Consider the following 25787-nt stretch of genomic DNA (forward strand, 5'->3'; position numbering starts at 1 on the left):
CAGCAGCCTCGGCTACCTCAGCCCCGCCGAGTACGAGACCGCACTCGCAGCCTGACCACCACACCAAAGGTGTCCGCCAAAGCGGAACAAGCTCAGGCTGTTCACACATGTCGGTGAGCTGGTGGCAGTGACGGTTGATCAGGTGGGCGTCTTCTTGCAGGTCTCTGGCTTATGGCGACGGCTGGCTGCTGACACGAGGTGGTGCTTTGTGTCTCGGTGGCTGACGTGGAGCGGTGCATTTACAGGTGGCTCACTGTCATGAAGGCGGTACATCGCAGCGACAGTTGATTACGAGAGTCCACCAGTAGAGCGCCGGTTCGTACACTGACGAGGGTGGAAGACCATACGGCCACCAGGGTCGATGCACGTCCGGCGCCCGCCTTGCGACGGTACGTCGGCTCGTATTTCGGTTTCGACCTTCGCGGGTTCCCGGCGGGGGTGCACTGCGGTCCGCCGGGCCGCGTGCTCACTGCGGTGATCAGCCTGTCAGATCCTTTGGAGGTGGCGGCGGGCGTTGACGACGGGTCACCGGTCACCCGATTCGGCAGCGTGGCCGGCGGTCTGATGTGCCGGTCCGTCGCGATTCACCATGACGGACGCCAGCAAGGCGTGCAGGTGTCGCTGACACCGCTCGGGGCTCGGGCCGTCTACGGCATGCCCGCCGCTGTGCTCGCCCACCGACTGGTCCCACTCGACGAGCTTCTCGGAGCGCTTGGCGTCGAGCTGGTCGACCGGCTCCGAGCGGCGACGACATGGGCCGCGCGGTTCGCCGCGCTGGACGAGTTGCTCCTGCGAGCCGTCGGCCGCAGCGCTGGCGGCGACCGCGTCCCCCCGGTACGCCTCGAGGTGGCCGAGGCCTGGCGCCGCCTCGTCGCCGCTCGGGGCCGCGTCCAGGTTGGGGCGGTCGCCGCAGAACTGGGCTGGAGCCGTCGGTATCTCACCGAGCGGTTTCGCGGTGAGGTGGGTCTGTCGCCGAAGACCTTCGCCCGAGTTCTACGCTTCGAGCACGCGCACGAACTGGCGACGGCGCACGACCCGCTCCCGTGGGCCGGTGTGGCGACCGTCTCCGGCTACGCCGACCAGGCCCATCTCGTTCGGGACTGGCGCGAGTTCACGGGCCGATCGCCGACGGCCTGGCGTCGCAGCGAAGTCCTCCTCGGGACCGGGTAGTCGCCGACCGGCTGCCCGTCGCGTCGGCTTCCGTTCCCTTTCTTTCAAGACCACCCGCTCGCCGTCCTGTGACGATCGTCGGCATGAGACTCGTCAACTACGAACGCAACGCCATCGACCTGCGGACCACCCCCGTGCACCTCGGGCTGGGATCGAGAGCGAAACCCGTCGAGGGCTTCGCCTGGGACCCGGAGGTGCTCCAGGCCTACAGTGCCGCGGTCGCGGCGGACGGCGCCGAGGGCCGGATGGTGACGATCTTCGACGGCGACGGCCTCGGCGACCATTGGGAGCGCCACCCCGCCGGCGACGAACTGGTCGTCTGCCTCAGCGGGTCGGTGACGGTCACCCGCGACGTGGACGGGGTGCCCGACCGCGTTGTGCTCGGGCCGGGCGAGGCCACCGTCAACCCGGCCGGAGCATGGCACGCGGTCGACATGGCGGGGCCGGCGTCCATCCTGACCATCACCGCCGGCCTCGGCACCGACCACCGACCCCGGACCGACACCCGCCCGACCGAGCACGTCGGCACGCCCGGCCCGCAAGCGCCGTGACGACACGCGTCGCGTGCCTCGGCGACAGCCTCACCCGTGCGCAGCTCAGCGTCGACTACCTGGACCTTCTCGAACGACGCCACCCTTCCGGCGACGTGCGGCTCGCCCGCTTCGGCGCCAACGGCGACTTCGCCTACAACCTCTCGCGGCGCCTCGATGCCGTCGTCGCGGACCCGCCCGACGTGATCACCGTGTTGATTGGGACCAACGACGCCCGAGCGAGCCTCGTCGGCTACCCCGTTGAGCGGGCCATGAAGCGCAAGCAACTCCCCGAGCGCCCGTCGGCCGGCTGGTTCCAGCAGTGCCTGGGAGCCGTCGTCGAACGGCTGCGAACGGAGACCGACGCGACGATCGGTCTGCTGTCGCTCCCGGTCCTCGGCCAACAACTCGACGGAGCGGCGGCGCAGGCATCGCAGGCGTACAGCCGGATGATCGCCGAGGTTGCCACCACCAACGAGGCGACCTACCTCCCGCTCCACGAACGCCAGATCGAGGAACTACGCCAAGCGGACCCGCCGCCGATCCCGTACCGGGAGCTGACGCCCGCGGCAGGCGTCGGCGTCCTCGTCCGGCACGCCGTGCTGCGCCGCAGCTTCGACACGATCTCGCGGCGCCGAGGTCTCGTGCTCACGACCGACCACATCCACCAGAACAGCCGCGGCGCCGCCCTTGTCGCCGAGGTCATCGACACCTGTCTGCCGACCCGGAGCACGTAGCCGGTTCCGGCGGCGGCCCCTTTCCTGCGTATTCGGTTCCCACCCCTACCGGGGGAGGCAACGACGACCGGACTGACACCGGCCCATCTCAAACGCTCTCGGCTACCACGACAAAACCATCACCCACCTGCTCAACGAGACCGGCGGGACCTGGAGCCGATACCGCCGCTGGGGATTACACACGGTCACCGGCAAGTCGGGTTCCACGGGGAACTGGCGACAGTTGATTACGAGAGTCCACCAGTATCGACCCCCGTGAAAGGGCACTCCGGGTGGCGAACCTCGTCTACAAGCGGGTCTCGACCGACCAGCAGTCCACCGCCCGCCAGGACCTCGTCCTGGACGAGGCCGGGATCGAGGACCTGGTCGTCTTCGAGGCCCCCCAACAGTTGATGATCAACGCAGTCGCCTCAGCCCAACCGAAACGGCGAGGCTAATGACAATACCGGTAACTTAGGGCGTTGTTGTCCGCTTGACCCGTTTGGGTTTGGTGGCATTGACGATGGTGATGACTGGGGCGCGTGGGTGGTCTGCAACGTGGTGGGCTGCGCGTTTGAGGGGCCAGCTGGCGATTTTGCGTTTGATGACGCGGGGGTTGGATCGGCGGCGTCGTGGTGGCAGGAGGCGCTCGAGGAGTTCAGTGTGGGTGGCTTTGATTGCGCGGGTGAGTCTGCCGGGGGGAAAACGCCGCCTGGTCGGTGACCTGGCGGCGCACGACGCGCAGTGAGCGGGTGAAGGAGATCCGGTCGGGATCGTGATCGCCTTGTCGTGCGGCCTGGTGCATCAGGTGTCGGATGGCGTGGTGGACGAGCAGGAAGCCGAAGAGTTCCTGCTCGGCTCCCTCAGGGTGCTGTGAACGCAGCACCAGGCGTGGCCCACCAAGGTGGGTCTTGATTTCGTCGAGGGTGGACTCGAACTCCCATCGCTGGGCGTAGAGGGCGGCCAGTTCCGCGGCTGGGGCCTTGCCCGGGTCGAGGATCGTGGTGATGAGGCGGTAGACACCCTCGTGGCCGGCGATGGTGTACTCCACCGCGCGTACCGGCACCCCGCGACGGGTGTGGTGGATGTCGCTCCGGTCGAAGATCTCCGTGAGGTAGGAGCCGTCCGGCAGTTGCTCGACCACGGGCAGCACCAGGTCTTTGCGGACTCGCCACAGCAGGTCCGCCCCAGTTGCCGCGGCTGTACGCCACAGGTCCACGCCGTAGAAGCCACGGTCGGCCAGCAGCATCATCCCCGGCCGCAGGGACGGCAGGACCGCCCGGGCCAGAGTCTGCTCTCCGGTGCGCAGAGCACCGATCGCAGCGTCGAAGACGGCATGGGTGCCGCACTCCACCAGACCGACCATGCGCAACTGCGGGCAGCCGACGTTCTGTTCACCCCGACCGGAGCGCGGCGGACGGCCGAACACCTCCACGTTCGCCTTCGTGTCAGGCAGGTCGAACGTGGTGCCGTCGATCGCGGTCAGCCGCCAGTCGCGGTAGAAAGCACCCTGAGTGTCCGATGTGGCGACCGGACGGCACACCCGCGCGAACAGCTGCCGCAGCGGCGCCACACCCAACCGGGACCTGGCTTTCCAGATCGCAGCCGTGCTCGGCACCGCCCACGACGCACGCCAACACCGCGCACCCCGCAAACCCGTGGTCAGCAGCCGGGCGACCTCCTCATAGCTCTGCCCCGAGAACAGGCACATCGCCAACACGAAGTAGACCACCAGCCGGGCCGGCAACAGCCGGTTCCGCTGCTGTATCCGGCCCGTATCCGCCAACACCTCGTCCACAAGCTCCGGAGGAAAAGCCTGTGTCAACACCCCGACCGCGACCCGGTCCGACAGACGCTCACCAGATGACTTCAGCTGTCCCGCTCTTGGCATACCAACAACAACGACCGGAATGCCCCTAAGTTACCGGTATTGAGGCTAATGATGGCTCAGTTGGCACGGTATCGCCGTCACATGATCATGCTCGTCATCGTCGGCGTCCTGCTGATCATGGTTTCTCGTATGGGGCAGTCCTCAGGGGGCTTCCTTGCCACCGGAATCGCCACAGTCGTGCTCGGGGTGGCTCTCCTCGTCGTGACGATAGTGGGCGGGCGTCGTCCTCGGCGCCCATAGCGGGCCCGGTCCTCCGAACTGCCGGAGGACCGGGCCCGTGCCGTGTGCCGACCCGCCCAAGCGATGTGTCGTTTCGGGGGTGGTAGTTGGTGTGCTGGGAGTGGTGTGGGCTGTCCGATCCGGGCCGTAGTGTGGGTGCCCTGGCCGAGATCTGGGAGGGACGGGGCATGGAGGCAGCCACCGCACGGTTCATTGAGGAGTCCACGGCTCTGCCGCCGGCGGCGCTCGCAGCGTTGTACGAGGACTCCCTTGATCGCTGGAGCCGGGGCGGCCGCGATGCCAGCCGTGCGACCAGGGTCTCCGCGTCTGAGAACTCCGCGATCGAACGTGCCGTCCGCACTGCTCTCCTCCGCCGCACCCACGAACTGGACGCCTTCCGCCCGCACCTCTGCTTCGACATCAAACCCGCCTGCTCGATCGCCGCGCGCGCTGTCTGCAAGCGTACGAAACTGACGGAGGAGCAGTACCGGGTGCTGCTGGACCCGTTCGCGGCGGCAGGGGTCACGGTCCCAGGGTGGTGAGCACATCGGTGGATCGAGGCCAATGCGGGAACGCTACAGGGGCGACGGCCCTTATGTGCCTCAGCGACCTCAAGCCTCCGAATTCGCGCAGCCCAGGAGATGTTTACACCCCGCAGGGGTTCCCCGTCGGTGAGGAAGACTCACAAGGCAATCCCCTCTTCAACCGGTCTCACATCATTGGAGACAGATTCCACGGGGTAAACATTCCGGAAAACATCTTCACGGGTTACCGACGCTTCAATGTGAGCGGAATGAAAACGTGCGAGAACAGGATGGCGGAAGCCCTCGCCACGGAACCTGTCACATACGGTGCAATCCGAACGTGGACCGGCCGACTGCGATCACCATGACGGCATCGACGCCAACCCGTAAACTGTTCAGTGTGCGGGTAGACAACAAGAACGTAAATGGGGGTGGCTGTTGAGTATCGAATCCCTAGAGGCTGTGCTGCCGGGGCTGGTGGCGCAGCGTCTCGAGGTTCCACGGCGCATCGACTGGCAGGTGGTCTTCGACGGGCTGGGGACTGGGCTGCCAGACGACTACATCGCTTTGGCGGAGTCGTACCCTCGGCTGGAGATCGGGCAATTCCTCACTGTGACGTCGCCGGCCCCAGGAGGCGAATCGGGATTCGTCGAGGGGGCGAGAGAGGATCTCGCCGGTGCCGAGGGTATGGCGCAGAAGGGAATGCTCGGTGGCTACCCTGTGTTCCCGGAATCGGGAGGGTTGCTGCGGTGGGGCGGCTCGGTAGACGGGGACGAGTTCCACTGGCGTACAGAAGGGCAGCCCAACGAATGGACAGTTGTTGTGGCTGGGCGGAATGACGACTGGTTCCACTACGAGGGCAGCCTCTCGAGCTATCTCGCCTGGCTGTGCTCCGGGACGGCCGTACTGCATGGGCTCCCTCCGAACTTTCCAGGGCCTGAACCCGTAGTCTCCGTCGGCTAAAGGGGCTCAAAATACTGAGGGTGCCTTGAGCGCAAGGGTCGACCCGTAGTGGGTGATGGCGTCGGGGCCTGCTTCCTTCAGCTGAAGAACAACGGTTACACCGCAGCGGTTGAGCAGCCGAATGATGTCCTCGAAATAGGAGAGCCCCTCATCAGGGTCCGAGACGACACCTGCCAGCGCTTGGCGCGCTACGTCCGAATGGTGCCAGATCAGGGTGAAGGGCAGGGCCACGCCGAAACCACCACCCAGGCAGTCCTTGAACGCGTTCCACTCCCGGCCGAAGTAGCCCCCGGGCCCACAAGGGCCTCTGCCATCGCGCAGTGAGGGCCAGGCACGGCGGTGACGAACTTGCCGTCAAGATGATGGGTCCCGCCGGAGCGGTCCGGGCGCTGGCCGCTCATGCGGGGGGCCGTCATGAGGATTGACTGGTCACCAGGTGAGGATTGTCTGGTCAGGGGAGTGAGAGCTCCCACAAGGTTCTGGGTAAACCGCTGGCAGCTGGGTCTTCGCCGGGAAAAAATGCAGCCATGCGCTATCCCAACACCGATCCCGAGCTCAGGGAGCTGGGCCGACGATTCGTCGCGCCTGGCCGGCGGTACATGCGGCTGGGTGGAAGCTTGCTGCGGTTGAGTGGGCCTGAGCGCGAGTTGTTCGTGAGGGAGTTGGTTCAGGCTGCCGGGGAGATCACTCCCGCTGAACTCGGCATCCTTTTCGAGGGCGGGTGGCGGGAGTGCAGGACTGCCTCCTGGCTGGTTGCCGTGGCCGGCAGGACCGAGTTCCGCAGCCGCATCGGCGAACTCCTGCTGGCCAGCGGAGGCCCCTACCAGGGGGCCTTTTGCATCGCTCTTGCCGCCTTCGGCACCAGCGCGGACGCCGATCTGGTCTGCAGATATCTTGATCGCTACTTGCCTCAACCTGACCTCGTCTGGGACCAGACCGCGGTTCTCAGCACGCTGCTTCACCTCGATGCCGTCCTTGGGACTGAGCGAGCAGCCCCATTCCTTGCCGCCGGTGGCCTGTGGCAGCAGTGGGTCGATGCCACGCCGAACGTGGTGCGGGATCCGCAGGAGTACCGGCAGGTCGTGGATCAGCTCTGTTCCTTCGTCAGCGAGTGCGCTGAACTCTTTGCAGTAATGAAAACCAGGCACTGAGCTCTTCATCAGACAGCGCTACTGTTCTCCGCCCTGTGACGTTAGCGGCGGGGCAGGGGGACGACGCCCTTGGCGTCGTCCCCCTGTTCAAGAGCGCGTCAGCCCGCCGCGGTACTGCGACGACACCAGGCCTACGGGACCGGAAGGACGCTGAGCCGAGCTACCGCGCCCAGCCGACGTCGCGTACGCGCCTTGCTCCTGGAGCTCCTCGCAGTTGTCAAGCCGCCGGTCCAGGCCGTGCCGGCGACCGGGACGTCGCCGTGCTCTGGTACGACGCCCTGCGCGAGCAGGGCATCGAGGGGATCGCCTGCAAACGTGGTGGGGCGGGCTATCCGCTGTCAGGTCAGCGTCGGTGGTTGAAGGTTCGGCACGCGGACACGGTCGACGCCCTGGTGCTGGGGTTCACCGGCCCACCTCGAAGCGTGAAGAACGGCCGTCCTGGCTAGGTAAGTGAGAACGCGGAACGTATGTAGGTGGGTTTGGAGAGCGTTCGGGGCTCGGCGGTGGGTGAAATGTTGGCGAGTTCTGGGAACGCCCGGGTCAGTGTTTCGGGGGCCAGGCTCGCGGTCGATGTGTTCCGTGAGGTGAAATGGGGGCGCTCGGCGTCGCAGGTGGGGACTAGAACTGGGGTGCGCGGTGGGGACGATACTCAAGGGCGTGAGCCGCGTTCGGTGGCACGAGCTGACGCACGCGTATGGATCAGCGGAAGAGGTTCCGGGCCGGCTGTCACGGGTGGCGTGGGGCGACGCGGTGACCAGCGCTTCAGCGTTGAGTGATCTTGGGCTGTGGCTCGGTGAGCTGTCTGTCTTCGACGCGACTGCCGAGGCAGTTCCGTTCCTGTGGGATCTCGCGGTGACTGACTCTGTCGCAAGCCGCGCCGATGTGATCCAGCTGCTGCGGACGATCCTCGAACAGGCGAATCCTCCACGGCTCGACGTTCAATACGCCGCTCACCGAGCAGTGCTCGATGGTAGGAGCCTGGCGGACAGGCTGGCTGGTGACAGGGATGTCGCCGTGCAGGCAGCGGCTCAGGGCTTGGTGGCCGCGATCGACAACCATGTCTGCGAGGCCTGCCGTCCCGCCTGACAACAGGCCCGTGCTTCTGTGCCGGCGACCGTCCACCGCGCCGAGGATGGGATCGGAACGTGTCGTCAGCTGATGCTCTGCTGTTCAGCGCGTGCTCGGGTGGTGGCGAGCCGGTAGGAGTCGGTCCCGGTTTCGATGATGTTGCCGCCGAAGGTGAGACGGTCGACGATGGCTGCGCAGAGGCGGGGGTCGGTGAAGGTCTTGGTCCAGCCATCTGGGGCTGGCACATGTTCCTTTTCGTGGATCGCCGCTGCCACCGGCCCGTATCCATCTTCTGCTGTCCTCGTTGGTCTCCGTGGTGGCACCCGGATTCTCCAGGTGCTGCCTTGATCGGTCAGGTGCGAGGAAGGTGTGCCGGTGGCATCCCAGTTGAGGGTGGTCCAGGGCGGTGCCGTCCTGCTGGAGCCGGTGTCCGCCGATCCCTGGGAGTTTCAGGCCGACTGCGTTGAGGCGTTCGTTGCCTCATGGCGGGCCCGTGGGTTCAGTCCGGTGACGGTCGAGAACGACATCAGCCTGCTGGAACGGACGCTCACCGCGCTGGGCCGGCCCGCATGGGACGTCACTCCCGAAGACATCGACCGTGTCGTCGGCGACCTGGCTCTTGCCGGGCGAGCCGCCTCGACCCGGCGCGAGTACGTGCAGATCTTCAAGGGCTTCCACCGGTTCCTGCAGGTCCGCAAGGCCGTCGAGATCGAAGCCGGGTTCGGTGTCCGCCTGGTCTGCCCAGTCGATGAGTTCAATGCGTCCCGGCATGTCGGCGATGACTCTCCGGCCCAGCTGCCGCCGCCGACCCCAGAGCGGGTTGCGGAGTTCTTCGACTTCCTCAAGGCCCGGATCGCCACCGCCTGTCGGCGTACAGCTGAACGTCCCCAGCCACGTACGGATGAACGTGGCCACTTCTTGATGTGTGTCGAGGACCCTTCCCCGGCACTCTGCTGCTTGGTCGGTGAGGCCACGTGATGAAAGGACCCGACGGCATCGCCGTCGGGTCCCAGGCCGCCGCTGAGGCGGACGACTGGCTGGACCGTCCTTGCCCGATTCGACGAGTCGACGAGGGTCAGGTGGTGGCGAGCAGCATGTCCTCTCCGGTCGACGGGCGAAGGCCGTCGGTGCGATCGGCGAAGTAGCGCCCGGCGTGCGAAGCCCCCGACACGTGTCGGGCGTCCGCGAAACCGGATTCGCGGGCGAGGGCTAGCATCTCCTCCGAGGTGTAGAAGCTGATGAACGGCGTTCCGGACGCTCGCGCACCTTCCCTGCTCGCCCGCAGGCCGGGGCGGTCGGCCTCGTCGAGCAGGTCGTGCGGTAGGAGGAAGGTCATCGCGAGTGTGGAGCCGGGGGCGAGCCCGGCGATCTGGCGCAGGGTGGCCGCGGTGGCGTCCTCGGTGAGGTACATGGTGACGCCGGTGGACGCGATGAACGTCGGCCGACCGGGGTCGAAGCCGACGGCAACCAGCTTCTTCAGCCAGTCCTCGCTCGCCTCGAAGTCGACCGGCACCAGCTGCAGCCAGTCGGGGATGCCGTATCCCAGTTCGACCAACCGACGGCGCTTCCACGCCTGCGGGCCGGGCTGGTCGACCTCGAAGACCCGCAGGCGGGAGGCGGTCTCCGGCCTGCGTTGGGCGAAGGTGTCCAGCCCGGCTCCCAGGATGACGTACTGGGTGACGCCGCGGTCGGCCTGCTCGATGACCAGGTCCTCGATGAACCGGGCGCGGGCTGCCATGGCCGCCCGGAACCCGCTGGTGAGGTGCGGGTCCATGTCGGGCCGGTGGCGCCAGTCGCCGTCGGGGGCCGCCAGCTCCAGGCCGATCTCGTCCTCGAACACGTGGGGCGGCCGGTCGACCTGGACGTGCATCGCCCGCCAGAGGGCGGTCCGCACCGCGGTGCCGTCCGGCGCCGCGGTCGCTTCGTCTGCCATGGTGTTCCCCTTCTCCGTCGCAGTCAGTTCTTGACCGGAGCCTGGAGGCTCCACAGCCGCCCGTCGGGGTCACGGACCGTCATCAACCTGGTCCCGAAGTGGGTGTCCTCGAACGGCGTGACCACCTCGACGGACGGATCGGCACGGAACGCGTCCGCGTCCGGCACCTTCAGCACGACCTGCACCTGAGGCTCCCGGTCCTCGGGGACCTCCGCGATGAAGACGTAGGGACCGTCGCCGTTGCGGAGTTGGCCGGAGCTGTGGCCCGTCTCGAACTCCAGGTCGTAGCCCAGCGCCTGGAAGAAACGTGCCGCCTTGCCCCAGTTGTGGGTCTCCAGGAACAGGGCCTCGATTCCCTCGGTCGCCATGTCAGGCCTCCTTCTCGGTCGATTGGCTCTCTTGCCCATGGGCGTCGTCGAGGTAGGCACGCAGCGCCTCGGCGACCAGTGCCGACAGCGACATGCCCGACTCGATGGCGCGGTACTTCACCTGCTTGATCAGCCCGATCGGCAGGTACACGTTGAACTGCTTGACTTCCTCATCGCCCACGAGACCAGGCTAACTCGTTGCTAGCATGCTAGCAAGATAGCCCGACCAAGACTGGGCGCGATCCCGAGGTGCTGCGGCTGGTGCTCCGCGTCAACCTGGTGCTTACCACCGCGCCAGTCCCCGAGGAGCAGGTGCCGCAGCGGGGAAACCTCGGGCAGGTCGCCGGGTAACTGGCCGACGCCGTCCGGGAGCCGGCTGCGGATGCGCGCGGCGGGCGGCGGCAACGGGCAAGGCACGGCGTGCGGCAGGCCGGTGGCCCGGGTGATCGCCGGCGGCGCACGGTGGAGGCGGTGAGCACGCCCGCACCCGCCTGGCCGCAGCTGGAGCAGCTGCATGTCCGCCACCACGGAGCCTTCGCCTGCGTGGAGGCCGAACTGGCCGACGGCGAACGGGGCAAGCTGATGCGCCTGCGCTACACCGGCGCCGTCGGCAGATGGGGATTCGCCCCCCTACTACGCCAGCAGCGATCGCTACGAGGACTCCCTGGTGCCCACCGGCCGCCCCATGGGAGCCGCCGCAGACGCACTCGACTGTGCCTGCCGGCTCCACCTCGCCGTCCTCGACATCTGACCAGACGCCAGCCACAGCCCCACCTCCGCCGTCAACCCCCGAAGGACTTCCGGAGCCGACCACTCAGCGAGACACCGAGGTGGCCTGACAGCTGGGGACGTTCGTCTGTACGCACCTGGGGAGCTGAGGCCGTACGCCGACACCGCCCGCAAGTACGGACCCGCCGCCCGGGACTATGCGATGTTTCGAACCCTCTATCACGCCGGCCTGAGGTCCGAAGAGATGTCGCTTCTGGACCGCCCGGACCTCCACTTCACGCGGGGACCGTTCGGGAAACTCCACGTCCGGTTCGGCAAAGGCGCCCGCACCTCCGGGCCCCGGCCGCGCTGGGTGCCGATGCTGGACGGGCTCGACCTTGTCCTGCGCTGGTTCCTCGACGACGTCCGCGGGAAGTTCCCCGACTCACCGGTGCTGTTTGCGGACGAGTCCGGAGGCAGTCTGCACCGCGGGACGATCCGCAACCGTTTGCGCTATCTGATGGAACTCGAAGGCCGCCCGGCGACCGGTTCAGTCCGCATGCCCTGCGGAGGGCCTGCGCGACCCATAACTACGAGCGTGGTGTGGATTTGGTGGCAATCCAGCAGCTTCTTGGTCATTGGACGGTCAGTTCGACCATGAGATACGTCCGTCCTTCCGCGACGTTCATCGAGGATGCCTATCGCCGTGCGGTGACCACCACGCTCGGCGAACTGACCGCCGAGAGGGACAGCTCGGCATGAAGATCCGATGGCGTTTGCGGATGGCCGCCGCTCAGCGCGAGGTCTGGACCGGCACCCAGCTGCAGCGGCTGCTGGCGGAACGTGCCGGGCTGCAAATGTCCTCCGCCTCGGTGTCTGCGCTGTTCAGCAAAGAGCCCTCCCAGGTGAAGATGTCCACTCTGATCGCGTTGTGCACCGCGCTGGACTGCACCCCGAACGACCTGTTCGAGGTCGACACCACCCCCGTCGAACGTCCCGCGGCCCCGATTCGGCCGGTCGCCGATCTGCCGAAGGCAGTCTCCGCGCGGGGCCGTTCGATGCCTCCTCTTTGACCCGGAGAGGGCGGCATCGTGGGCGTCAAACAGAGCGACTGCATCGGCTGCGGAGCCTCGGTCGGCTTCATCGACCGGCACTACTGCTGCCGCTGCACTGCCCAACAGAGAGAGGCCGCGAAACGGGCCGCTTGTCCCCGGTGCGGCCAGCAGCGCGTCCTCCAGGCGGACACTGGTCGGTGCATCACCTGCTCACGCGTATGCACCGCATGCGGACACCCAGTGCGGAGCAAATCTTCCGCTCTCTGCCGCACTTGCCTGCGGGAGTCCGAACGCAACGCCGCCAAGGATCCATGCCCTCGTTGCAGCCGGCCCGGATATCTGCGCGAGGACACCGGCTGGTGCGGGCACTGCTCGCGTCCCCGGCAGGCCAAACAGCCGCCTCGGGCCTGTGAGCAATGCGGCAGAGTACGGAAGCACGCAGGGCTTGGACTGTGCTCGGCCTGCTGGCAGCGTCACCCCGATCGCCCCTTCGTCCGGGCCGAGCACCTCATTGCCGAACTCGACAATCCCCCCGGCTGGCTGCAGGACTTCACGACAGACCTCGCCGCAAAGTACTCCGTCGGCCGGGCCTGCACGATGATCACCTCCCTGGGGCGGCTTCTTCGGGACGGCCAGCCCAACCTCCCCCAGTCCGTGCTCGAACGCTCCCGCCACCCGGGCCGTTCGATGGGCTCCCTCGCTCGTGCCCTGGAAACCTTCTTCACCAGTCGCGGTCTGGCCATGGCCACAGACCAGGCCGAGCGGCTCGCGGCCAGCCGCCGACAACGCCGGGTCCTCGCGGTCCCCGGCCCGCTGCGAGCTTCGGTGGAGGCCTTCTCCGACTTCATGATCCGCTCGCGTGAGCGATCCCGGCGTGCCGGAACGCTGCCCCGCACCGATACCACCATCGAAGCCGCACTGGCCATCGTGCGTGACCTCGCCCTGTTCCTCGCCGGCGAGCGCTGCAAGCAGGACTGGGCACTGACCGACGTGCACGATCTCGAAGCTTTCCTGGCCAGGTCGCCCAAGGACCGAAAGCGTCGACTGGTGGTGCTCGGACAGTTTTTCCGCTTCGCGCGGTCCCGGAAGATCGTCCTCGTCGACCCTGCCTGCGGTCTGACTGCCCGAGGACCGAGCGGCTTCACTGGCGCGACGCTGACACTTGACCAGCAACGAGAGCTGTTCCGCCGCTGGACAACGGATCCGGCTGTCCACCCGCACGAGGCCCTACTGGGCATGCTCGCTCTGCTGCACGGCGCCTCAAGCCGCGAGGTCAAGATGCTGCAGGCCGTTGACCTCGACTTTCGCTCCCGGACCGCCTGGCTCGGCGACCGCCCGCATCCGGTCCCCTTGGATCCGCCGTCTTGGGCGGCAGTGGAACGCTGTCTGGCCCACCGTGAAGACCAGGGGACGGACAACCCGCATGTGATGGTCACCCGCCAGACGAAGTCCGGCCGGGGCCCGGCGTCCACTGCCTATGTCAGTCACGTCCTCGACGCCTGCGGCTTCCCACCTCGCATGATCCGCTGCACTCGACTGCTCGACCTGGTCAACACCATGGACCCCAAACTCGTCGCCGCCGCCTTCGGCATGGACCCCGAGGCCGCCATGAACTATCTGTCCGACCGCATTGATGAGACCCGCTTGGCAGAGTGGGCGGAGGCCAACGACTGACCTCTGGTCAGAGTTCGTACGGATAGAGAGCGATCTTCTCGCGCTCTATGAAGAGCTCGACCCACGTGCCGGCAACACCTTCGGGCAGCGGATCAGCAAGGTCCAGCAGAATCTGCGAGCCATCGAAGTCCAGCACGGCGGCGCCGTCCACGGTGAGGTCCAGCCGTCCGCGCAGGACAACGCAGTGCCCGCCAGGTCGGACTCCCGGTCCGACGCCGACAGCCGGTTTCGCGTTCCGACCCCAGGCGATGTCCTCATCGACCGTCCACTCAACGTGGTACTTGCCCGGCTTCGCCGCCTGGTCACCACACCAGCGGACCGCTGTCCCGCCGAACGGCGTCCGGACCTGGGCCAGCCAGGGACTCCAAGGAAACTTTGCGACCTTCACCAGTTCGACCAGCATCGTTCGATCATGCAGCATCCGCGTTCCTGCCGGAACCCGTGAAGTTTCGGCGCTGCCTGGCACAGGTTCGCCGGAACGTGTGCGCTTTGCCGAACGACTCGTTCGAGGCGATGGCGACGCTGTTCTTCTCCTCGCGTTCGGTCAGGACCTGGAAGAGGAGTTCGGCGCCGTGGCGGTCGAGTTCCATGTAGCCGAGCTCATCAATGCACAAAAGATCGACGCGGCCGTAGCGGGCGATGGTCTTGTTCAGCTGCTTCTCGTCGGCTGCCTCGACCAGCTCGTTCACCAGCTTCGTGGCGAGTGTGTAGCGGACACGGTAGCCCTTCATGGCGGCCTCGGTGCCCAGGGCGATGAGCATGTGGGACTTGCCCGTGCCGGAGTCGCCGATCAGGCAGAGCGGCTGGCTCTTCTTGATCCATTCGCAGCTGGCGAGGGTATGGACGGTGGCCGCGTCGATGTTCGGGTTGGCGTCGAAGTCGAACGCCCGCAGGGACTTCTCCCGCGGGAAGCCGGCGGCCTTGATTCGTCGTTCCGAACGGCGGCGGGCCCGGTCGTCGCACTCGGTCATCAGCAGTTCGGCGAGGAAGCCGCGGTAGGTCATCTGGTCCTTGACCGCCCGGTCGGCGATGTCGGGGAACTCGTTGCGGATCGAGGGCAGTCGCAGCAGGCGGCAGGCGGTGTCGATCGCGGCGTCTGCGGCCTGTTCGGTCAAGCCTCGCTGGCGGGGCAGGGTCACTGGGCTTCTCCTTTGTGGTGGTCGCTGCCGCTGGTGCGGCGGCGTCGGAACAGTTGGTCGTAGGGGGTCACCGAGGGCAGCGGTCTGGTGTCCGGTGGGAGGTGCGCGAGGCGCCACTCGTGCAGCGATGTGACGGTCGCCGGTGTCTCGCCGGGAAGCCTCGGCGCGGATGCACCGACGGTCGGCTCGTCCTCTGTCTGGGCGGCCTTGCGGGCTTCCAGTGCGACGGCGTCGGCGGTCAGGGCGCCGGCCCGCAGTGCGGTGGCCAGGCCCGCGACGACATGCTCGTGGGCGAGGTGCCGGTTCAGCAGGAGGACCTCGATCAGCGCCCGGGTGCTGCCTCCGAAGACGGCCTCGACCCTCTACCGGGCGGCGGCGAAGATCCCGGGCGTCAAGGAGGCACCGGACGCCAAGGACGCCATAGGCCGCACGGGCCTCGGCATCGCCCGCGAGGACAAGCTCGGCAACCGCACCGAATGGGTTTTCGACGAGGACGACTACTCCTTCCTCGGCTCCCGCGAGTACCGGACGAAGGACGCCCCGTACGCGAAGGCCGGGACCCTCCTCTACAGCACCGCCGAGATCGAGCACGCCATCGTCGACAAGGCCGGACAGGTCCGGGGCAAGGCACCCGAGTCCACCGGGAAGCAGCAGGCCGGCTGATCACTCCGCGCGAAAGGGGACACTTCGTGACGCTGCGCTAAGTGCTTTCCCTGGAGAGGTACTGGGGTTCTGGCGTTCCGGTCACGCCGTTGACGCTAGTTGCCGGTGGACCTGAACGGCCGGGCTTGCGTACCGCGTTGAGGGTTTCTACGGATGCCCGCGCGGGACGGCGTGTGTGAGGCTCTTTCTAGAGCCGCCGAGAGCGCTCCCGGTCACCTGCCTGCCGCCGCCGCGATTCCCCGGACGGCCTCGGCTCGCAATGGGCCGGTAGCCTGCGGTTCGCGTCTTCGCCGCTCGCACCCCCGCTGGTGCGGGTGCCCCCGACGGACGGGCCACACCGGCCCGTTCCCTGACCGCAGACAAGGCGAACGCCATGGCACACAACAAGAACGGCGACACCCCGCTGCCCATCGACATGGCCGCGATCCGGCGGACCGTCGAGGTGATGCGGGCCGAACGGGCCGCCACGTTGGAGGCCGACGACAGCGGCTGGCTCGCCGGTCTCGTGGAGTGTGACCTCGACAGCTACCAGGAGTTCGTCGCCCAGCTGCGTGTCACCCTCGACCCCGACCTGCTCGGGTACGTCCCGGAGATGTGCGCCAAGACTCTCGGCGACACTGGAACGACCCGCACCCTGATCGGCGACCAGCAAGTGGACACCCCGTTCTTCCACCACGGCGATCTGGTGGTCAAGGGAGACCTGGGCGTGGGCGCGCCCTTCGTGGTCACCGGATCGGTGACGGTCGAAGGTGTGATGGGGGACTGCGCCCCCTACTCGGTGGTGGCGATCGGCGGCGCGGTGAAGGCTCGGGGGGTCCTCACCAGCGGCGAGACGCTGGTCATGGGCGACATCGAGGCCGACGTCGTCTACGGCGACTACAACGACAGCACGCTTCACGCTGGCACCATCCGCGCCCGCCTGGTCATCGAGGACGACCACCAGACGATCGCGACCGTGAAGGCGGACCTCTACTTCGACGTGGACGACTACCAGGGGGGATACGGGGACGGCGTGCAGGAGCAGCTGCGCGCGTTCCTGGTGGACGAGGTCTTCGCCGCCGACGAGGACGAAGACGAGGACGCCGACGAGGACGAGGAGATGTTCGACTCCGGCCTGCTCTTCGCGCGGCTGCGCGAGGGCCTGCCCGTCTTCCGCGCCGACGCGGCTCCCGAGGGGCGCTGAGGCCCGCTGGTCGAGCTCTTCCGCCGGCACGGACGCCCCGCCGAATGCGACAGCGGACCGCTTGGCCGTCCGTCCATTGCCCTACGGGCAAGACCGTCCTTGCGGACGCCGGCCCCTGGACGCGGATCGACACCGAGGGCCGGCCCGTCGGCCAGTAGCGGAGGCGCGAGGATGGGTGACTGGGGAATCGCGACATGGTGGGGCACCGGCTCCCCGCCACGGCTGCCCGACCGGCTCGGCGGGGACGACCGCTGGGCGGTGCGCCTGGGCAGGGTGGGCTACGGCGGCCTGTGGCAGATGGACACGCTCAGCAAGTGGGGTGTGCGTTCTCCCACCCTGAAGGGGCATTCCCAGGTGGTGGGTGTGCTTCCCGCAGCAGATGAGATGTTCACACGGGGGCAGGGCCCGCTGGTCGCCGGGTTCAATTATCTGGTGGAGAGGGCGGTACCGCGACGTACGGCTGGTCGCCGCGGGCAGGCCCCGGACCTGCTCGCCGGGGCGGCCGACCTGCTCGGCGCGGGTTCGGCAGCCGTCGTGGAGGACGAAGGCCACCCGATGCTGTGCTTGTCCCAGCCCGTGGTCGTACCCGCCCCGGCGGTGGAGTGGCCGCTGGACCAGCTCCACCGTCAACCCGAGTCGGCCCGCGCGCTGTTCGAGGCGCTGGCGCTCGCGGCGCCGCGCGGCCCGCACATCACGCGATTCCTGATCGGGCTGTGGACGGCCGAGTACGGCTATCTGCACACCGGTGAGCTCACCCTCGACCTGTTGTCACACGCCTACGACTGCTCCGGCGCGGCGCAGATCGAACTGACCGGGATCCACCAGCGGCTGCACGGCGAAACCAGGTCCGGTCCCTGGGCCCACTCGAATTACTTCCAGTTCACCCCGGCCGCCACTCCGACACGGCCGTGGCCGCTGTCACCCGGACCGCGTGTCGGGAGCCACTGACCGGCCGGCACCCAGCAGCCTGTCGGCGTACGCCTCGGCCAGCTCGTCGTCCGCGGACAGGCCCAGTGCCCGTGCCGCGGTGTGGAAGTCCCACTCGGCGATCCGCTCGTCGGCGTCGACGCGGCCGAACGCGTTGGAGCGCTCGAAGTCGATGAGAACCCCACCATCGAAGAGGGGAGCCCGGCACGAGTGGTCGCTGCCGCTGAGGTAGAGAGCGCCGGTGCACCGGACGGCGTTCAACGCCAGGATCTCGCCGGACGTCACCCCGTCCCGGCACCTGACCTCGGTGGCGCACACGAGCGAGTAGTCCCACACGGATCCGACCAGCGCTCCGGTGAGCGTCAGTCGGCCGAGGACCAGCACCGCCGCCTGCTCCTCCAGCACCAGGTCCCCGTCGACGACCACGTCGCCGGTGGCAACGCGGATGCCGCCCTCGGGAACGGTGAACCGCCCGGCGAGCCGCAGCGATGTGGGACCGGCGAGGGCTTCGGCCAGTACCCACAGGCCCGCCCACCGGTACTGATCGGCTCCGCCGAGCCAGTCCCACAGCGTGTCACCGTCCAGGCAGCCGGGCGGGCGGCTCATCCGCCGGTCGAGCTCCTCCACGCTGACGTCGAAGTCCGCGGCGTCCTCGGCGAACAGCGGATCCGTTATCAGCGCCGGTCTCACCCGCTCGTACGCCGCCCTGATCCGCCATGCGTCGAGCGGCAGTCCGCCCGACGGCCACTCCGCGGTCGGTGATTCTCCTGCCATACCGCCTCCCCATCTTGTACTCACGCCATACCGCGCCGGATCTGACCCAGGGGGCCGTCAGCGCGCGGCGTTGTGGAACCTCAGAAACGGCGCGCCCAGATCCTGGAACCAGCTGGGCGGCTGGCGTGCGGTGAACGCGGCACTCATCGCGCCCAGCCAGGCCGCGAACGAGGAATAGTCCGGCCGTGCCTCGTCCGCGAACTCCCAGTCGCCGCCATCGACATAGCGCGCGAGCCCCTCCTGGGCGTCCTGGTGGTGGTAGTAGACCGGGTACTCGCCCTCCGCGTCCGGCTGGGTGACATCGAAGCACCACACCGCCTCGCCGCCCCCGTCGACGGCGAATCCGACCAAATGGTTGGTGGACAGCCAGCGGCCGTCCCCGCGGCCCACATGCTCGGGCAGGTGCACCAGATCCGCGTTTAGCTCGGCGATGGCTTTGTCATCGACGACGGTGAACTCCGCCGATCCGCCGTCCGTCTCGCGTCCACAGCTGAAGGCGTTGTGCTCGGCGAGGAAGGCCCGATAACTGGGCGGCGCCGTCCAGCTGACGCTTCCGAAGTGCGGCTCAAGGCCCGTTTCCCGGTTCGCTACGGCCTCGGCCGAGGCAGGCTCCGATGCCGAGATCGTGACGGTTCCGTCCCCGGCGGCGCGGCGGAGGATCGCCAGGCTGCCGTGTATATCTATCAATGCTCTGCTCCATTCATCTTGCGGTCTTCTTGCGGTCTCGTTCCGGTAGTGCCGCACGCGGCGGGCACCGGTGGTGGGCCGACGGGACTGACGGGGAAGCCGTCGGCCGGCCTCAACGCGCCGTCAGGCGGCGTCGCCTCTCCAGGTCCGGTAGCCGGCGGAAGCAGCGACGTCGGCGAGGCCGCGGAAGTCCGGGCGGCGGGCGAGGGTCCGGTTGGCGGCCTGGTAGGCGTCGTCCGTACGGTCCGCCTTGAGGAGCAGCTTGACCTGTACGGCGCGGATCCAGTCGCGGGCGGGGTTGTCGGGCTCGCTGCGGGCGAGGGCGGCGAGCCGCTGCCGGACGGGCGGGTCCAGAAGGCCGAAGTCGATGGTGACGTCCTCGAGTTCGGTGAGTGCGTAGAACGACTCGGGCAGCGTCGTCAGGCCGTTGAACCCCAGGTCCAGTACCCGCAGGCGGGACAGCCGGGCGAAGGCGTCGTCCGGCAGGGTCAAGGACGGCCGGACCCCTTCCCCACGTCCGGTCCGTTCGTTGTACCGGGTCTGCTCGCCCCAGCGGCTGATTTCCAGCTCTTCGAGCGTGGTGATCGCCCACACGCGGTCGAGCAGGCGGTGGCCGGGGTAGTGGTCGGCGTTGCCGCTGCTGCCGCTCATACGCAGGACGCGCAGCCGTGGCAGCCGTGACAGGTCGGGCAGCCGCTCCACCCGGCCCAGGGCGCTGTCGAGGTTCAGCTCCTCCAGCGCGGTGGCGAGCAGCAGGTCGTCGGGGACCGAATCCAGCACTGCCACCGACAGGTTGAGCCTGCGCAATCCGGGTATCCGGGTGGCGAGTCGCGGGAACGGGACGAGCTCTGGGTCGTCCTCGACGCGGTCGGCCGGTGCCGGGTGCAGCCATGACAGGTCGAGTTCTTCGAGGGCGGGCAACCGGGACAGGGCGTCGGGGAGAGGGCACGACAGCTTCCAGGTACGCAGCACCCGCAGCTCGGAGAGGTCACCGAGCTGGTCGGGCAGGGCCCGCAGGGGGTTGTCGGCGATGTTCAGCACCTGCAGGCCACGCAGCAGGCAGATCTCCGCGGGCAGTTGTGCCAGCGCCATGTTCGAGATGTCGAGTTCCTCCAGATGCGGAAACTCGCCGAGCCGTGCCAGCAGCCGGTCAGCGCCGGACCACCGGTTGCCCGCGAGCCGGAGCCTGCGCAGTGCGGTGAAGTCCAGCACCCGTTCCGGGTCCTGCCACAGGGCCCGGTGCGTCGCAAGGTCGAGTTCGGTGACCTCCGCGCGCCGGGCCCGCAGCCGTGCCACCTCGTCCGCGGAGGCCGCCAGCTGCGGCCCGGGCGTGTCGCGCAGGACGGGCATCCCGGCTGCCAGCGCGGCTTCGATGCGGTCACCGAGCTCCCGGCCGAGCGGGTCGTCGGTGTCGCCGACGTCGCCGAGCAGCTCGGGCCGGATCAGCTCCGCCAGCTCCCCCCGATCGCCCAGGTCGATCGCCACACGGCGGCCGGCCTCCGCAGGACTGCCCGATGTCACCGTGAACTCCTCGGTGGTGACAACGGCCGCGGCGCGGAGAGGACCGGCGACGCGCAGCGATCCCCGGTCGTCCCAGTCACGGCCCAGGATGCCGTCGGTCGCCTGCAGATCGCCGCGCACCATCAGGTCGACATGGCCGTGCAGCGACACAAAGCGGGCGTGCAGGTTGCCGGTTGTCAGCATCGCGCCGTCGTCGAGGGGGTCGTCGCCGAAGCTGTCGCAGGAGACACCGCCGGTCACCAGCAGATCGCCGCGCACCACAACGTCGACACAGCCGCTGATGTGTACGGAGTGTGCCCGCAGATCGCCGGTCACCAGCAGGAACTTGTACTGCCCGCCGTCGCCCTCCCACCAGTCGAGGCCGCCGTCGATGACGAGATCCCCGTCGACGATCACATGGGCCGGCCAGTGCGCAGGCGTGCGTTCGGAGTCCAGGTCGCCCCGAATGCGCAGATCTCCGCCGTAAAGACGGACCGGCAGTCCGGACCCGTCGTGCGGACACTTCACATCGGCGGACAGAGCGAACCGTTCCTCCGCCGCACCGGCTTCGATGACCTGGTGCTCCTTGAATGACACATGCCGCCTGCCGCTGCGGCGGGGGCGACCTGGCGGGCGGGCAGCTGCCTGCGCAGCGGCATCGGCGAAGAATTCGCGCATGCCGACCACGCTAGGCCAGGGCACCGACAGCAGGCCTCGTATCAGGAACGGTTAGGTACTACCACGGAGCCGTCGGGTGTCCCGTACCGACTGGTCAGCAGTGTGACGGGCTGCCCGTACGTCGGTCGCTATGCGCCCCTGCCCGTACGTCAGTTGCCATGCGCCCTTGACCGGCGCGGCCGGGCCCGTCATGAAGGAGCAGCGTTGTCGTACTCTGCTCAGCAGGCACCTCGCCGACGGCCCACCAGTACCCTGTGGCACAACCTCGGACAGGCCACCGAGCGGTGCGTGTCACTGCACCGGCGCTGCCTGCGCGGTCACCCGGCGGCACCTGAGGCGGAGCCAGATGGTGATGCTCGCAGGGCTCACATGGTGCTCCAGAACTGGTCGTCCTGCCCCAACCAACACGTGGCCGTCCGTCCGCCATTCCCCTGCACTGCTCGGCAGGCCGGGTGGGCGCCCGCAGGCGGGGCCCCCGGCCCCTCCCAGGAGGCCGTCAGCTCCCTCGTCGGCCACGGCCGGGCCCGACACGCCCCTGGCCCCTCCTCCCGTCACCACGGGCCCTTCGAGCGGTTACGGACGTTGGCCGATCCGGTCGACGACGCCCACCTCCTGACTGCTGCGCATCTCGAAGTACCTGTCGACCTGCCGCCACTCGCCGTCGACGCGCTTCGCGTTGCTGCCCTTGAGACGAATGCCCAGGTAGTCGTAGGTCTCACGGTCGAAGACGAAGGTGAAGGTCAGGTGGGGGTACGACACCCCGACCCCGTGCCGGCCCAGAGCGTCGACCTCGTCCTCGTCCACCTTGATGCGTGGCAGTTTCGCCAGGGCCTCGAAAGCGGCGGCCTGCAGGCCGGGCGGCATGACCCGCGGCCCCTGCATGAGCAGACATGCCTCCGTGAACACCATCCTGTCGGGGTCGGGTGCGAGCCCGCCGGCCTTGCCCCCCTTCGCCCCGGACGGCTCGACGACCTCGACGCGCCCGCGGCCGAGCCACTTGAGGAGCTCGTCGGGGTCGGTCGGCCACTTCTGCAGCTTCGCGTATTCATTGGGCGGCCACTGCACCTCGTGCTCGCCCAGCGGGGGATCGTTGTGGATCTTGCCGTGCTCCTGCCGGCGCGAGGGCCTGGAGCCGTCCACCGACAGCCAGCTCTCGTCCGTCCACGTCCTGGTCTTCCCGCCCTTCACGGGGGTTCGCGTGATGTAGGTCTTGGTGTAGAAGTACTGATCGTTCCGCGGGATCGGCAGGCCGGCACCGGTGGACCGCGTCCTGTCCGCGGCCTTGTGCAGCACCTGCGCCGCGCTGAGGGTGGTCATCCTCGGGGAACGGGGGTCCCCGCCGTCCGCCAAGGCCACCAGCACGGTTCCCGCCGCTGCCGCGGCGACCGTCGCAGCCACCGCGACACGGAACACCGTCCGCCTGGGCAGAGCGAGAGCGACTCCCCTGCGGCTCTCCCGGCCGATGGCGGTCATCAGCCGGGTGCGGGCGGCGGCACGGGCCTCGGCGGTCAGGGGAGGCGTGTCCGCCTCCAACTCCTTCACGGAGGTGAGGTCATCCATGATCGGGCTCCTCCTGGAACTCTTGCAGGGCTGTGGGATCGGACCCGCCCAATGCGTCGCGCAGTCTCCTTCGAGCCCGGTGCAGCCGTGAGCGGACGGTGCCCACCGGCACCCCCAGGGCCTCCGCGGCCTCCGCGTAGTCGAGATCACCCCAGGCGATCACCAGCAGCACGTCCCGATAGCGGGGCGGCAGCTTGGCGATGCAGCCCGCCAGCGCACCTCGGGCGCTCTCGGCGGTGACCCGGTCGGCCACCCGCTCGGCCATCGGCTCGCCGCCTCCCTCGTCCGGGACGCCGGCGGCGACCCGCGCCAGCGCCCGGAGATGGCGCGCCTCGGCCCTCCGGTGCTCACCGACGAGATTGGTGACGATCCCGTACAGCCACGGGCGCGCCTGAGCCCTCGACAGGTCGTAGCGGCGCCGTCGCTGGAAGGCGATCACGAAGGTCTCCGCCATCAGATCGTCCGCCACGTCGGCACCCAGCCGCCGGGCCGCGTACCGGTGGATGTCGTCGGCGTAGCGGTCGAACAGCACGGCGAAGGCATCGGGCTCGTCCCAGGACCGTTCGATCACCGAGGCGTCGGAGTCCGACCGCTCGTCCGTGCCCTCGGCACGGTGGACTCCGACGCTCGGTGAAACGGTCATCGGTCGCCTCTTAGGCTCATGTTTTTCCCTCGAAGACGCGGGCATGGTCACCCGCTGTTCGCCGATGGCCCGATTCGAGTTCCCGTTCCTGTGCGCGCAGGGCCCGCTCGTGTGCCGGCACCCGACGCGGCGGCGCATTGGTCCCCTCCGTCACCCGGCGGTCGCAGTTGCCGGAGGCAGGAGATGCCCGTGCACGGCCGCCCAGGCGCGGGAAGCCGTGAGGCCTTCCTCGAACGCGCCCCGGCTCCGGGTAGCGTCGCGGATCGTCTTCCCACAGCTTCCTGGCCACCGACCACGCCTCCCGGGTGAGAGCCCGGCATCGCCCTCCCCGCACTTCCAGTACGGAGGCACGCCCGAAGCAGACGCACTCCTGGGCGCGGCTGCATGGCCACACATCCTTGACGCACTTGGCAGCGGAGCCTGACAGGCGGGCCTCTTTGCCGGTTCTGACACCGGACGGGCCGTCCCATGCCCTGACCATTTCTCGTGAACATTCCCGAGCCCGTCGAACTCCATCCGCTGCCCAAAGTGCCGGACAAACGCTGCTGCTGAATGTGAACGAAGCCACCGACCGGACGGCACTCGCCGGGATCACCGCCACGACGTCACCCAGCTCCTGCCGCTGCTCGACGCGGTTCCGCCGATCCGGGGGCTGCGAGGGCGACCTCGCCGTAAGCCGCGGCACGTGTATGCCGACCGGGGCTACGACTTCGACAAGTACCGCCGGCTGCTGTGGAAGCGCGGCATCAGACCGATGATCGCCCGACGTGGCGTGGCCCACGGCTCGAGGCTCGGCAAGGTCCGTTGGGTGGTAGAGCGGGCCTTTGCTTGGCTGCACCAGTTCAAACGGCTCCGGATCCGCTACGAACGACGCGCCGACCTCCATCAGGGCCTACTCGAACTGGCCTGCAGCCTCATCTGCCTCCGTCGCCTGCGCACCGTATGGTGAAACGAGTGGTCAGACGAGGATGATCGGATTGGTGAGTGCGGCGACGTCCCTGTTGGGATGGCGGACCTCGATGCGGACGAACATTGACTCCTTCGCCGTCGTGTTCCACTGCACCACACCTGCCCCGTCGCCGGGGAGAGACGCCCGGTGAACCTTTCCTCGATCGGTGTGGAAGCTGACAGTCCCCGCCGGCACACCTCGCACTGCTGCCTGCACTTCGACTTGCCCACCATAAGTTGTGAGCTGTTCTCCCACCCCGGCAACGTGACCATCGGCATTGGCAGTGAGCGTCACGTCCACGTCCGCCGACTCGGCGATCCAACTGCGGCCGGCACGGATTGCGGCCAGGATCGCCTCGGTGTTCAGCTCCTCGGCGAAGACCACGGTGTGAGGGATGCCGATCTGCCCCTCCAAGTGGGTGTCGCTGTTGCCCATCGCCGGCCGCCACGATCCCGTGTGAATGTCCGCTGCGAGGTTCCGCCCCCACTCCGCCAAGGCGGCCTCGTTGTCAGCGTTCCAAGGTCGGTCCGAAGTCCACAGTCCGTTCCAGACCTCCACCACGTCGAAGCCCCGGAAGGGGAACATGAAGTCGCCCGACGGATAGGGCGCATGCGGATGTGCGGCCACGCACAGCCCTCCGACTTGATGGACCTGGTCTAGGCACTGATCGATCAACCCGTCCCTGACCTGGTGGTTCCAGTCGATGACTTCGCCGGGTTTGATGCCGAGCGCGAGCCAATGCCCGGTCTTCGTGGTCACTTCCTCACCGAGAATGATCAAGAAGTCATCGGCAGCCAGGTGCCCCCACGCACCGGATTCCGCCGCTGAGTTGTGCTCCGTCGTCGCCAGGAAGTCGAGCCCGGCAGCGCGCCCCCGAACGGCCAACTCTTCAGGAGTGAGTTCCCCGTCCGAGTGGACCGAGTGGACATGGCAGTCCCTGCGGTACCAGGCCGCCCCGTGTCCGACCGCCCGCGTCGGCGGGAAGCTCAAGTTCGACAAGGTTCTCCCCCAAAGTCCTGTCGAGCCAACGCGCAACCAGAGCTACCAGTTCCGTCGCACCACTGAGCGCCGTCTCAGCCGAGAGGTCAGATCGCATTCTGAAACGATCAGTAAC

29 protein-coding genes and 3 pseudogenes are annotated in these 25787 nt (G+C 68.1%); 18 read left to right on the top strand and 14 right to left on the bottom strand.

The features are described 5' to 3' along the window. Positions 1-333 precede the first annotated feature (333 nt). The 4 genes from ACFVYE_RS43610 to ACFVYE_RS43625 all read left to right on the top strand — a co-directional run bounded on the left by ACFVYE_RS43610 (position 334) and on the right by ACFVYE_RS43625 (position 2874). Complete coding sequence (locus ACFVYE_RS43610; RefSeq protein ID WP_389609031.1) at positions 334-1170, top strand: helix-turn-helix domain-containing protein; 837 nt, start codon at positions 334-336, stop codon at positions 1168-1170. Positions 1171-1253: 83 nt separating this feature from the next. Further along, positions 1254-1721: a cupin domain-containing protein gene (locus tag ACFVYE_RS43615; protein WP_389609033.1), complete on the top strand. Its 468-nt coding sequence runs from the start codon at positions 1254-1256 to the stop codon at positions 1719-1721. Next, positions 1718-2437 (top strand): SGNH/GDSL hydrolase family protein, encoded by a 720-nt coding sequence (locus tag ACFVYE_RS43620; RefSeq protein ID WP_389609035.1) that lies wholly within the window; start codon positions 1718-1720, stop codon positions 2435-2437. The genes ACFVYE_RS43615 and ACFVYE_RS43620 overlap by 4 nt, the downstream gene beginning before the upstream one ends. Positions 2438-2709: 272 nt before the next feature. Further along, on the top strand, positions 2710-2874 hold the full coding sequence (locus tag ACFVYE_RS43625) for a hypothetical protein (RefSeq protein ID WP_389609037.1): 165 nt from the start codon (positions 2710-2712) through the stop codon (positions 2872-2874). Between the two features lie 200 nt (positions 2875-3074). Here ACFVYE_RS43625 and ACFVYE_RS43630 read toward each other — a convergent pair whose 3' ends face one another. Then, a complete protein-coding gene (locus ACFVYE_RS43630) occupies positions 3075-4307 on the bottom strand; it encodes an IS4 family transposase (protein WP_389609039.1) in 1233 nt (410 codons plus the stop codon). A gap of 407 nt (positions 4308-4714) precedes the next feature. Here ACFVYE_RS43630 and ACFVYE_RS43635 point away from each other — a divergent pair, with 407 nt between their 5' ends. The 3 genes from ACFVYE_RS43635 to ACFVYE_RS43645 all read left to right on the top strand — a co-directional run bounded on the left by ACFVYE_RS43635 (position 4715) and on the right by ACFVYE_RS43645 (position 6013). After that, positions 4715-5068 (top strand): hypothetical protein, encoded by a 354-nt coding sequence (locus tag ACFVYE_RS43635; protein ID WP_382301667.1) that lies wholly within the window; start codon positions 4715-4717, stop codon positions 5066-5068. A gap of 53 nt (positions 5069-5121) precedes the next feature. Further along, positions 5122-5418: a DNA/RNA non-specific endonuclease gene (locus ACFVYE_RS43640; protein WP_389609088.1), complete on the top strand. Its 297-nt coding sequence runs from the start codon at positions 5122-5124 to the stop codon at positions 5416-5418. Between the two features lie 70 nt (positions 5419-5488). Continuing rightward, positions 5489-6013 carry a hypothetical protein gene (locus ACFVYE_RS43645; protein WP_389609041.1) on the top strand — a complete coding sequence of 175 codons (525 nt, stop codon included), beginning with the start codon at positions 5489-5491 and terminating at the stop codon, positions 6011-6013. A 6-nt stretch (positions 6014-6019) separates the two neighbouring features. Here the strand turns inward: ACFVYE_RS43645 and ACFVYE_RS43650 are convergent, their stop codons facing one another. Beyond that, the gene (locus ACFVYE_RS43650) at positions 6020-6334 is read right to left on the bottom strand and encodes a barstar family protein (RefSeq protein ID WP_389609090.1); all 315 of its coding nucleotides are present in this window, start codon (positions 6332-6334) and stop codon (positions 6020-6022) included. A 206-nt stretch (positions 6335-6540) separates the two neighbouring features. Between ACFVYE_RS43650 and ACFVYE_RS43655 the strand changes: the two genes are divergently transcribed. The 3 genes from ACFVYE_RS43655 to ACFVYE_RS43665 all read left to right on the top strand — a co-directional run bounded on the left by ACFVYE_RS43655 (position 6541) and on the right by ACFVYE_RS43665 (position 8250). Continuing rightward, complete coding sequence (locus tag ACFVYE_RS43655; RefSeq protein ID WP_389609043.1) at positions 6541-7164, top strand: DUF6000 family protein; 624 nt, start codon at positions 6541-6543, stop codon at positions 7162-7164. A 260-nt stretch (positions 7165-7424) separates the two neighbouring features. Continuing rightward, positions 7425-7610 carry a hypothetical protein gene (locus ACFVYE_RS43660; RefSeq protein WP_389609045.1) on the top strand — a complete coding sequence of 62 codons (186 nt, stop codon included), beginning with the start codon at positions 7425-7427 and terminating at the stop codon, positions 7608-7610. 304 nt (positions 7611-7914) lie between these two features. After that, positions 7915-8250, top strand: a complete 336-nt coding sequence (locus ACFVYE_RS43665; RefSeq protein WP_389609047.1) for a hypothetical protein — start codon at positions 7915-7917, stop codon at positions 8248-8250. Between the two features lie 65 nt (positions 8251-8315). Here ACFVYE_RS43665 and ACFVYE_RS43670 read toward each other — a convergent pair. Continuing rightward, positions 8316-8462, bottom strand: a pseudogene (locus ACFVYE_RS43670) (ATP-binding protein); the annotation flags it as partial. Between the two features lie 145 nt (positions 8463-8607). On the opposite strand from ACFVYE_RS43670, the gene ACFVYE_RS43675 reads away from it, so the two are divergent. Continuing rightward, entirely contained in the window at positions 8608-9210 is a 603-nt protein-coding gene (locus tag ACFVYE_RS43675; RefSeq protein ID WP_389609049.1) for a hypothetical protein, read from the top strand. A 97-nt stretch (positions 9211-9307) separates the two neighbouring features. Here the strand turns inward: ACFVYE_RS43675 and ACFVYE_RS43680 are convergent, their stop codons facing one another. The 3 genes from ACFVYE_RS43680 to ACFVYE_RS43690 are packed head-to-tail and all read right to left on the bottom strand — an operon-like array spanning position 9308 to position 10714. Beyond that, positions 9308-10165 carry a class I SAM-dependent methyltransferase gene (locus ACFVYE_RS43680; RefSeq protein WP_389609051.1) on the bottom strand — a complete coding sequence of 286 codons (858 nt, stop codon included), beginning with the start codon at positions 10163-10165 and terminating at the stop codon, positions 9308-9310. Positions 10166-10188: 23 nt separating this feature from the next. Continuing rightward, positions 10189-10533, bottom strand: a complete 345-nt coding sequence (locus ACFVYE_RS43685; protein WP_344641599.1) for a VOC family protein — start codon at positions 10531-10533, stop codon at positions 10189-10191. 1 nt (position 10534) lies between these two features. Continuing rightward, entirely contained in the window at positions 10535-10714 is a 180-nt protein-coding gene (locus tag ACFVYE_RS43690; RefSeq protein WP_344641598.1) for a CopG family transcriptional regulator, read from the bottom strand. Between the two features lie 401 nt (positions 10715-11115). Between ACFVYE_RS43690 and ACFVYE_RS43695 the strand changes: the two are divergent. The 3 genes and pseudogenes from ACFVYE_RS43695 to ACFVYE_RS43705 all read left to right on the top strand — a co-directional run. Beyond that, positions 11116-11859: pseudogene (locus ACFVYE_RS43695) on the top strand (hypothetical protein); the annotation flags it as partial. Positions 11860-11999: 140 nt separating this feature from the next. Next, the gene (locus ACFVYE_RS43700) at positions 12000-12314 is read left to right on the top strand and encodes a helix-turn-helix transcriptional regulator (RefSeq protein ID WP_053706924.1); all 315 of its coding nucleotides are present in this window, start codon (positions 12000-12002) and stop codon (positions 12312-12314) included. A gap of 579 nt (positions 12315-12893) precedes the next feature. After that, positions 12894-13970, top strand: a complete 1077-nt coding sequence (locus ACFVYE_RS43705; protein WP_389609054.1) for an integrase — start codon at positions 12894-12896, stop codon at positions 13968-13970. 7 nt (positions 13971-13977) lie between these two features. On the opposite strand, the gene ACFVYE_RS43710 is transcribed toward ACFVYE_RS43705, so the two are convergent. After that, on the bottom strand, positions 13978-14373 hold the full coding sequence (locus ACFVYE_RS43710; RefSeq protein WP_389609056.1) for a hypothetical protein: 396 nt from the start codon (positions 14371-14373) through the stop codon (positions 13978-13980). Between the two features lie 7 nt (positions 14374-14380). Beyond that, positions 14381-15109 carry an IS21-like element helper ATPase IstB gene (gene istB, locus ACFVYE_RS43715; protein WP_389609058.1) on the bottom strand — a complete coding sequence of 243 codons (729 nt, stop codon included), beginning with the start codon at positions 15107-15109 and terminating at the stop codon, positions 14381-14383. A 333-nt stretch (positions 15110-15442) separates the two neighbouring features. On the opposite strand from istB, the gene ACFVYE_RS43720 reads away from it, so the two are divergent. The 3 genes from ACFVYE_RS43720 (at position 15443) to ACFVYE_RS43730 (ending at position 17903) form a co-directional block, all read left to right on the top strand. Beyond that, complete coding sequence (locus ACFVYE_RS43720; RefSeq protein ID WP_389609060.1) at positions 15443-15772, top strand: hypothetical protein; 330 nt, start codon at positions 15443-15445, stop codon at positions 15770-15772. A gap of 373 nt (positions 15773-16145) precedes the next feature. After that, entirely contained in the window at positions 16146-16955 is an 810-nt protein-coding gene (locus tag ACFVYE_RS43725) for a hypothetical protein (RefSeq protein WP_389609062.1), read from the top strand. Positions 16956-17126: 171 nt separating this feature from the next. Further along, positions 17127-17903: a hypothetical protein gene (locus ACFVYE_RS43730; RefSeq protein WP_389609064.1), complete on the top strand. Its 777-nt coding sequence runs from the start codon at positions 17127-17129 to the stop codon at positions 17901-17903. Here the strand turns inward: ACFVYE_RS43730 and ACFVYE_RS43735 are convergent. The 5 genes from ACFVYE_RS43735 to ACFVYE_RS43755 all read right to left on the bottom strand — a co-directional run bounded on the left by ACFVYE_RS43735 (position 17874) and on the right by ACFVYE_RS43755 (position 23724). Beyond that, positions 17874-18656: a hypothetical protein gene (locus ACFVYE_RS43735; protein ID WP_389609066.1), complete on the bottom strand. Its 783-nt coding sequence runs from the start codon at positions 18654-18656 to the stop codon at positions 17874-17876. The two genes, ACFVYE_RS43730 and ACFVYE_RS43735, sit on opposite strands and share 30 nt — an antisense overlap. A gap of 57 nt (positions 18657-18713) precedes the next feature. Next, on the bottom strand, positions 18714-19343 hold the full coding sequence (locus tag ACFVYE_RS43740; RefSeq protein ID WP_389609068.1) for an SMI1/KNR4 family protein: 630 nt from the start codon (positions 19341-19343) through the stop codon (positions 18714-18716). A gap of 123 nt (positions 19344-19466) precedes the next feature. Then, a complete protein-coding gene (locus tag ACFVYE_RS43745) occupies positions 19467-21521 on the bottom strand; it encodes a hypothetical protein (RefSeq protein ID WP_389609070.1) in 2055 nt (684 codons plus the stop codon). A gap of 573 nt (positions 21522-22094) precedes the next feature. After that, a complete protein-coding gene (locus ACFVYE_RS43750) occupies positions 22095-23081 on the bottom strand; it encodes a CU044_5270 family protein (RefSeq protein ID WP_389609072.1) in 987 nt (328 codons plus the stop codon). Further along, positions 23074-23724, bottom strand: coding sequence for an RNA polymerase sigma factor (locus tag ACFVYE_RS43755; protein WP_389609074.1), 651 nt, complete (start codon positions 23722-23724; stop codon positions 23074-23076). Before ACFVYE_RS43755 ends, ACFVYE_RS43750 begins: the two co-directional genes overlap by 8 nt. Before the next feature lie 592 nt (positions 23725-24316). Here ACFVYE_RS43755 and ACFVYE_RS43760 point away from each other — a divergent pair. Then, a pseudogene (locus ACFVYE_RS43760) lies at positions 24317-24673 on the top strand (transposase); the annotation flags it as partial. A gap of 9 nt (positions 24674-24682) precedes the next feature. Here ACFVYE_RS43760 and ACFVYE_RS43765 read toward each other — a convergent pair. After that, positions 24683-25708 carry a CehA/McbA family metallohydrolase gene (locus ACFVYE_RS43765; RefSeq protein WP_389609076.1) on the bottom strand — a complete coding sequence of 342 codons (1026 nt, stop codon included), beginning with the start codon at positions 25706-25708 and terminating at the stop codon, positions 24683-24685. Between the last annotated feature and the right edge of the window lie 79 nt (positions 25709-25787).

Origin of the sequence: Streptomyces sp. NPDC058239 (assembly GCF_042882185.1) — a bacterium.
Classification (GTDB): Bacteria; Actinomycetota; Actinomycetes; order Streptomycetales; family Streptomycetaceae; genus Streptomyces.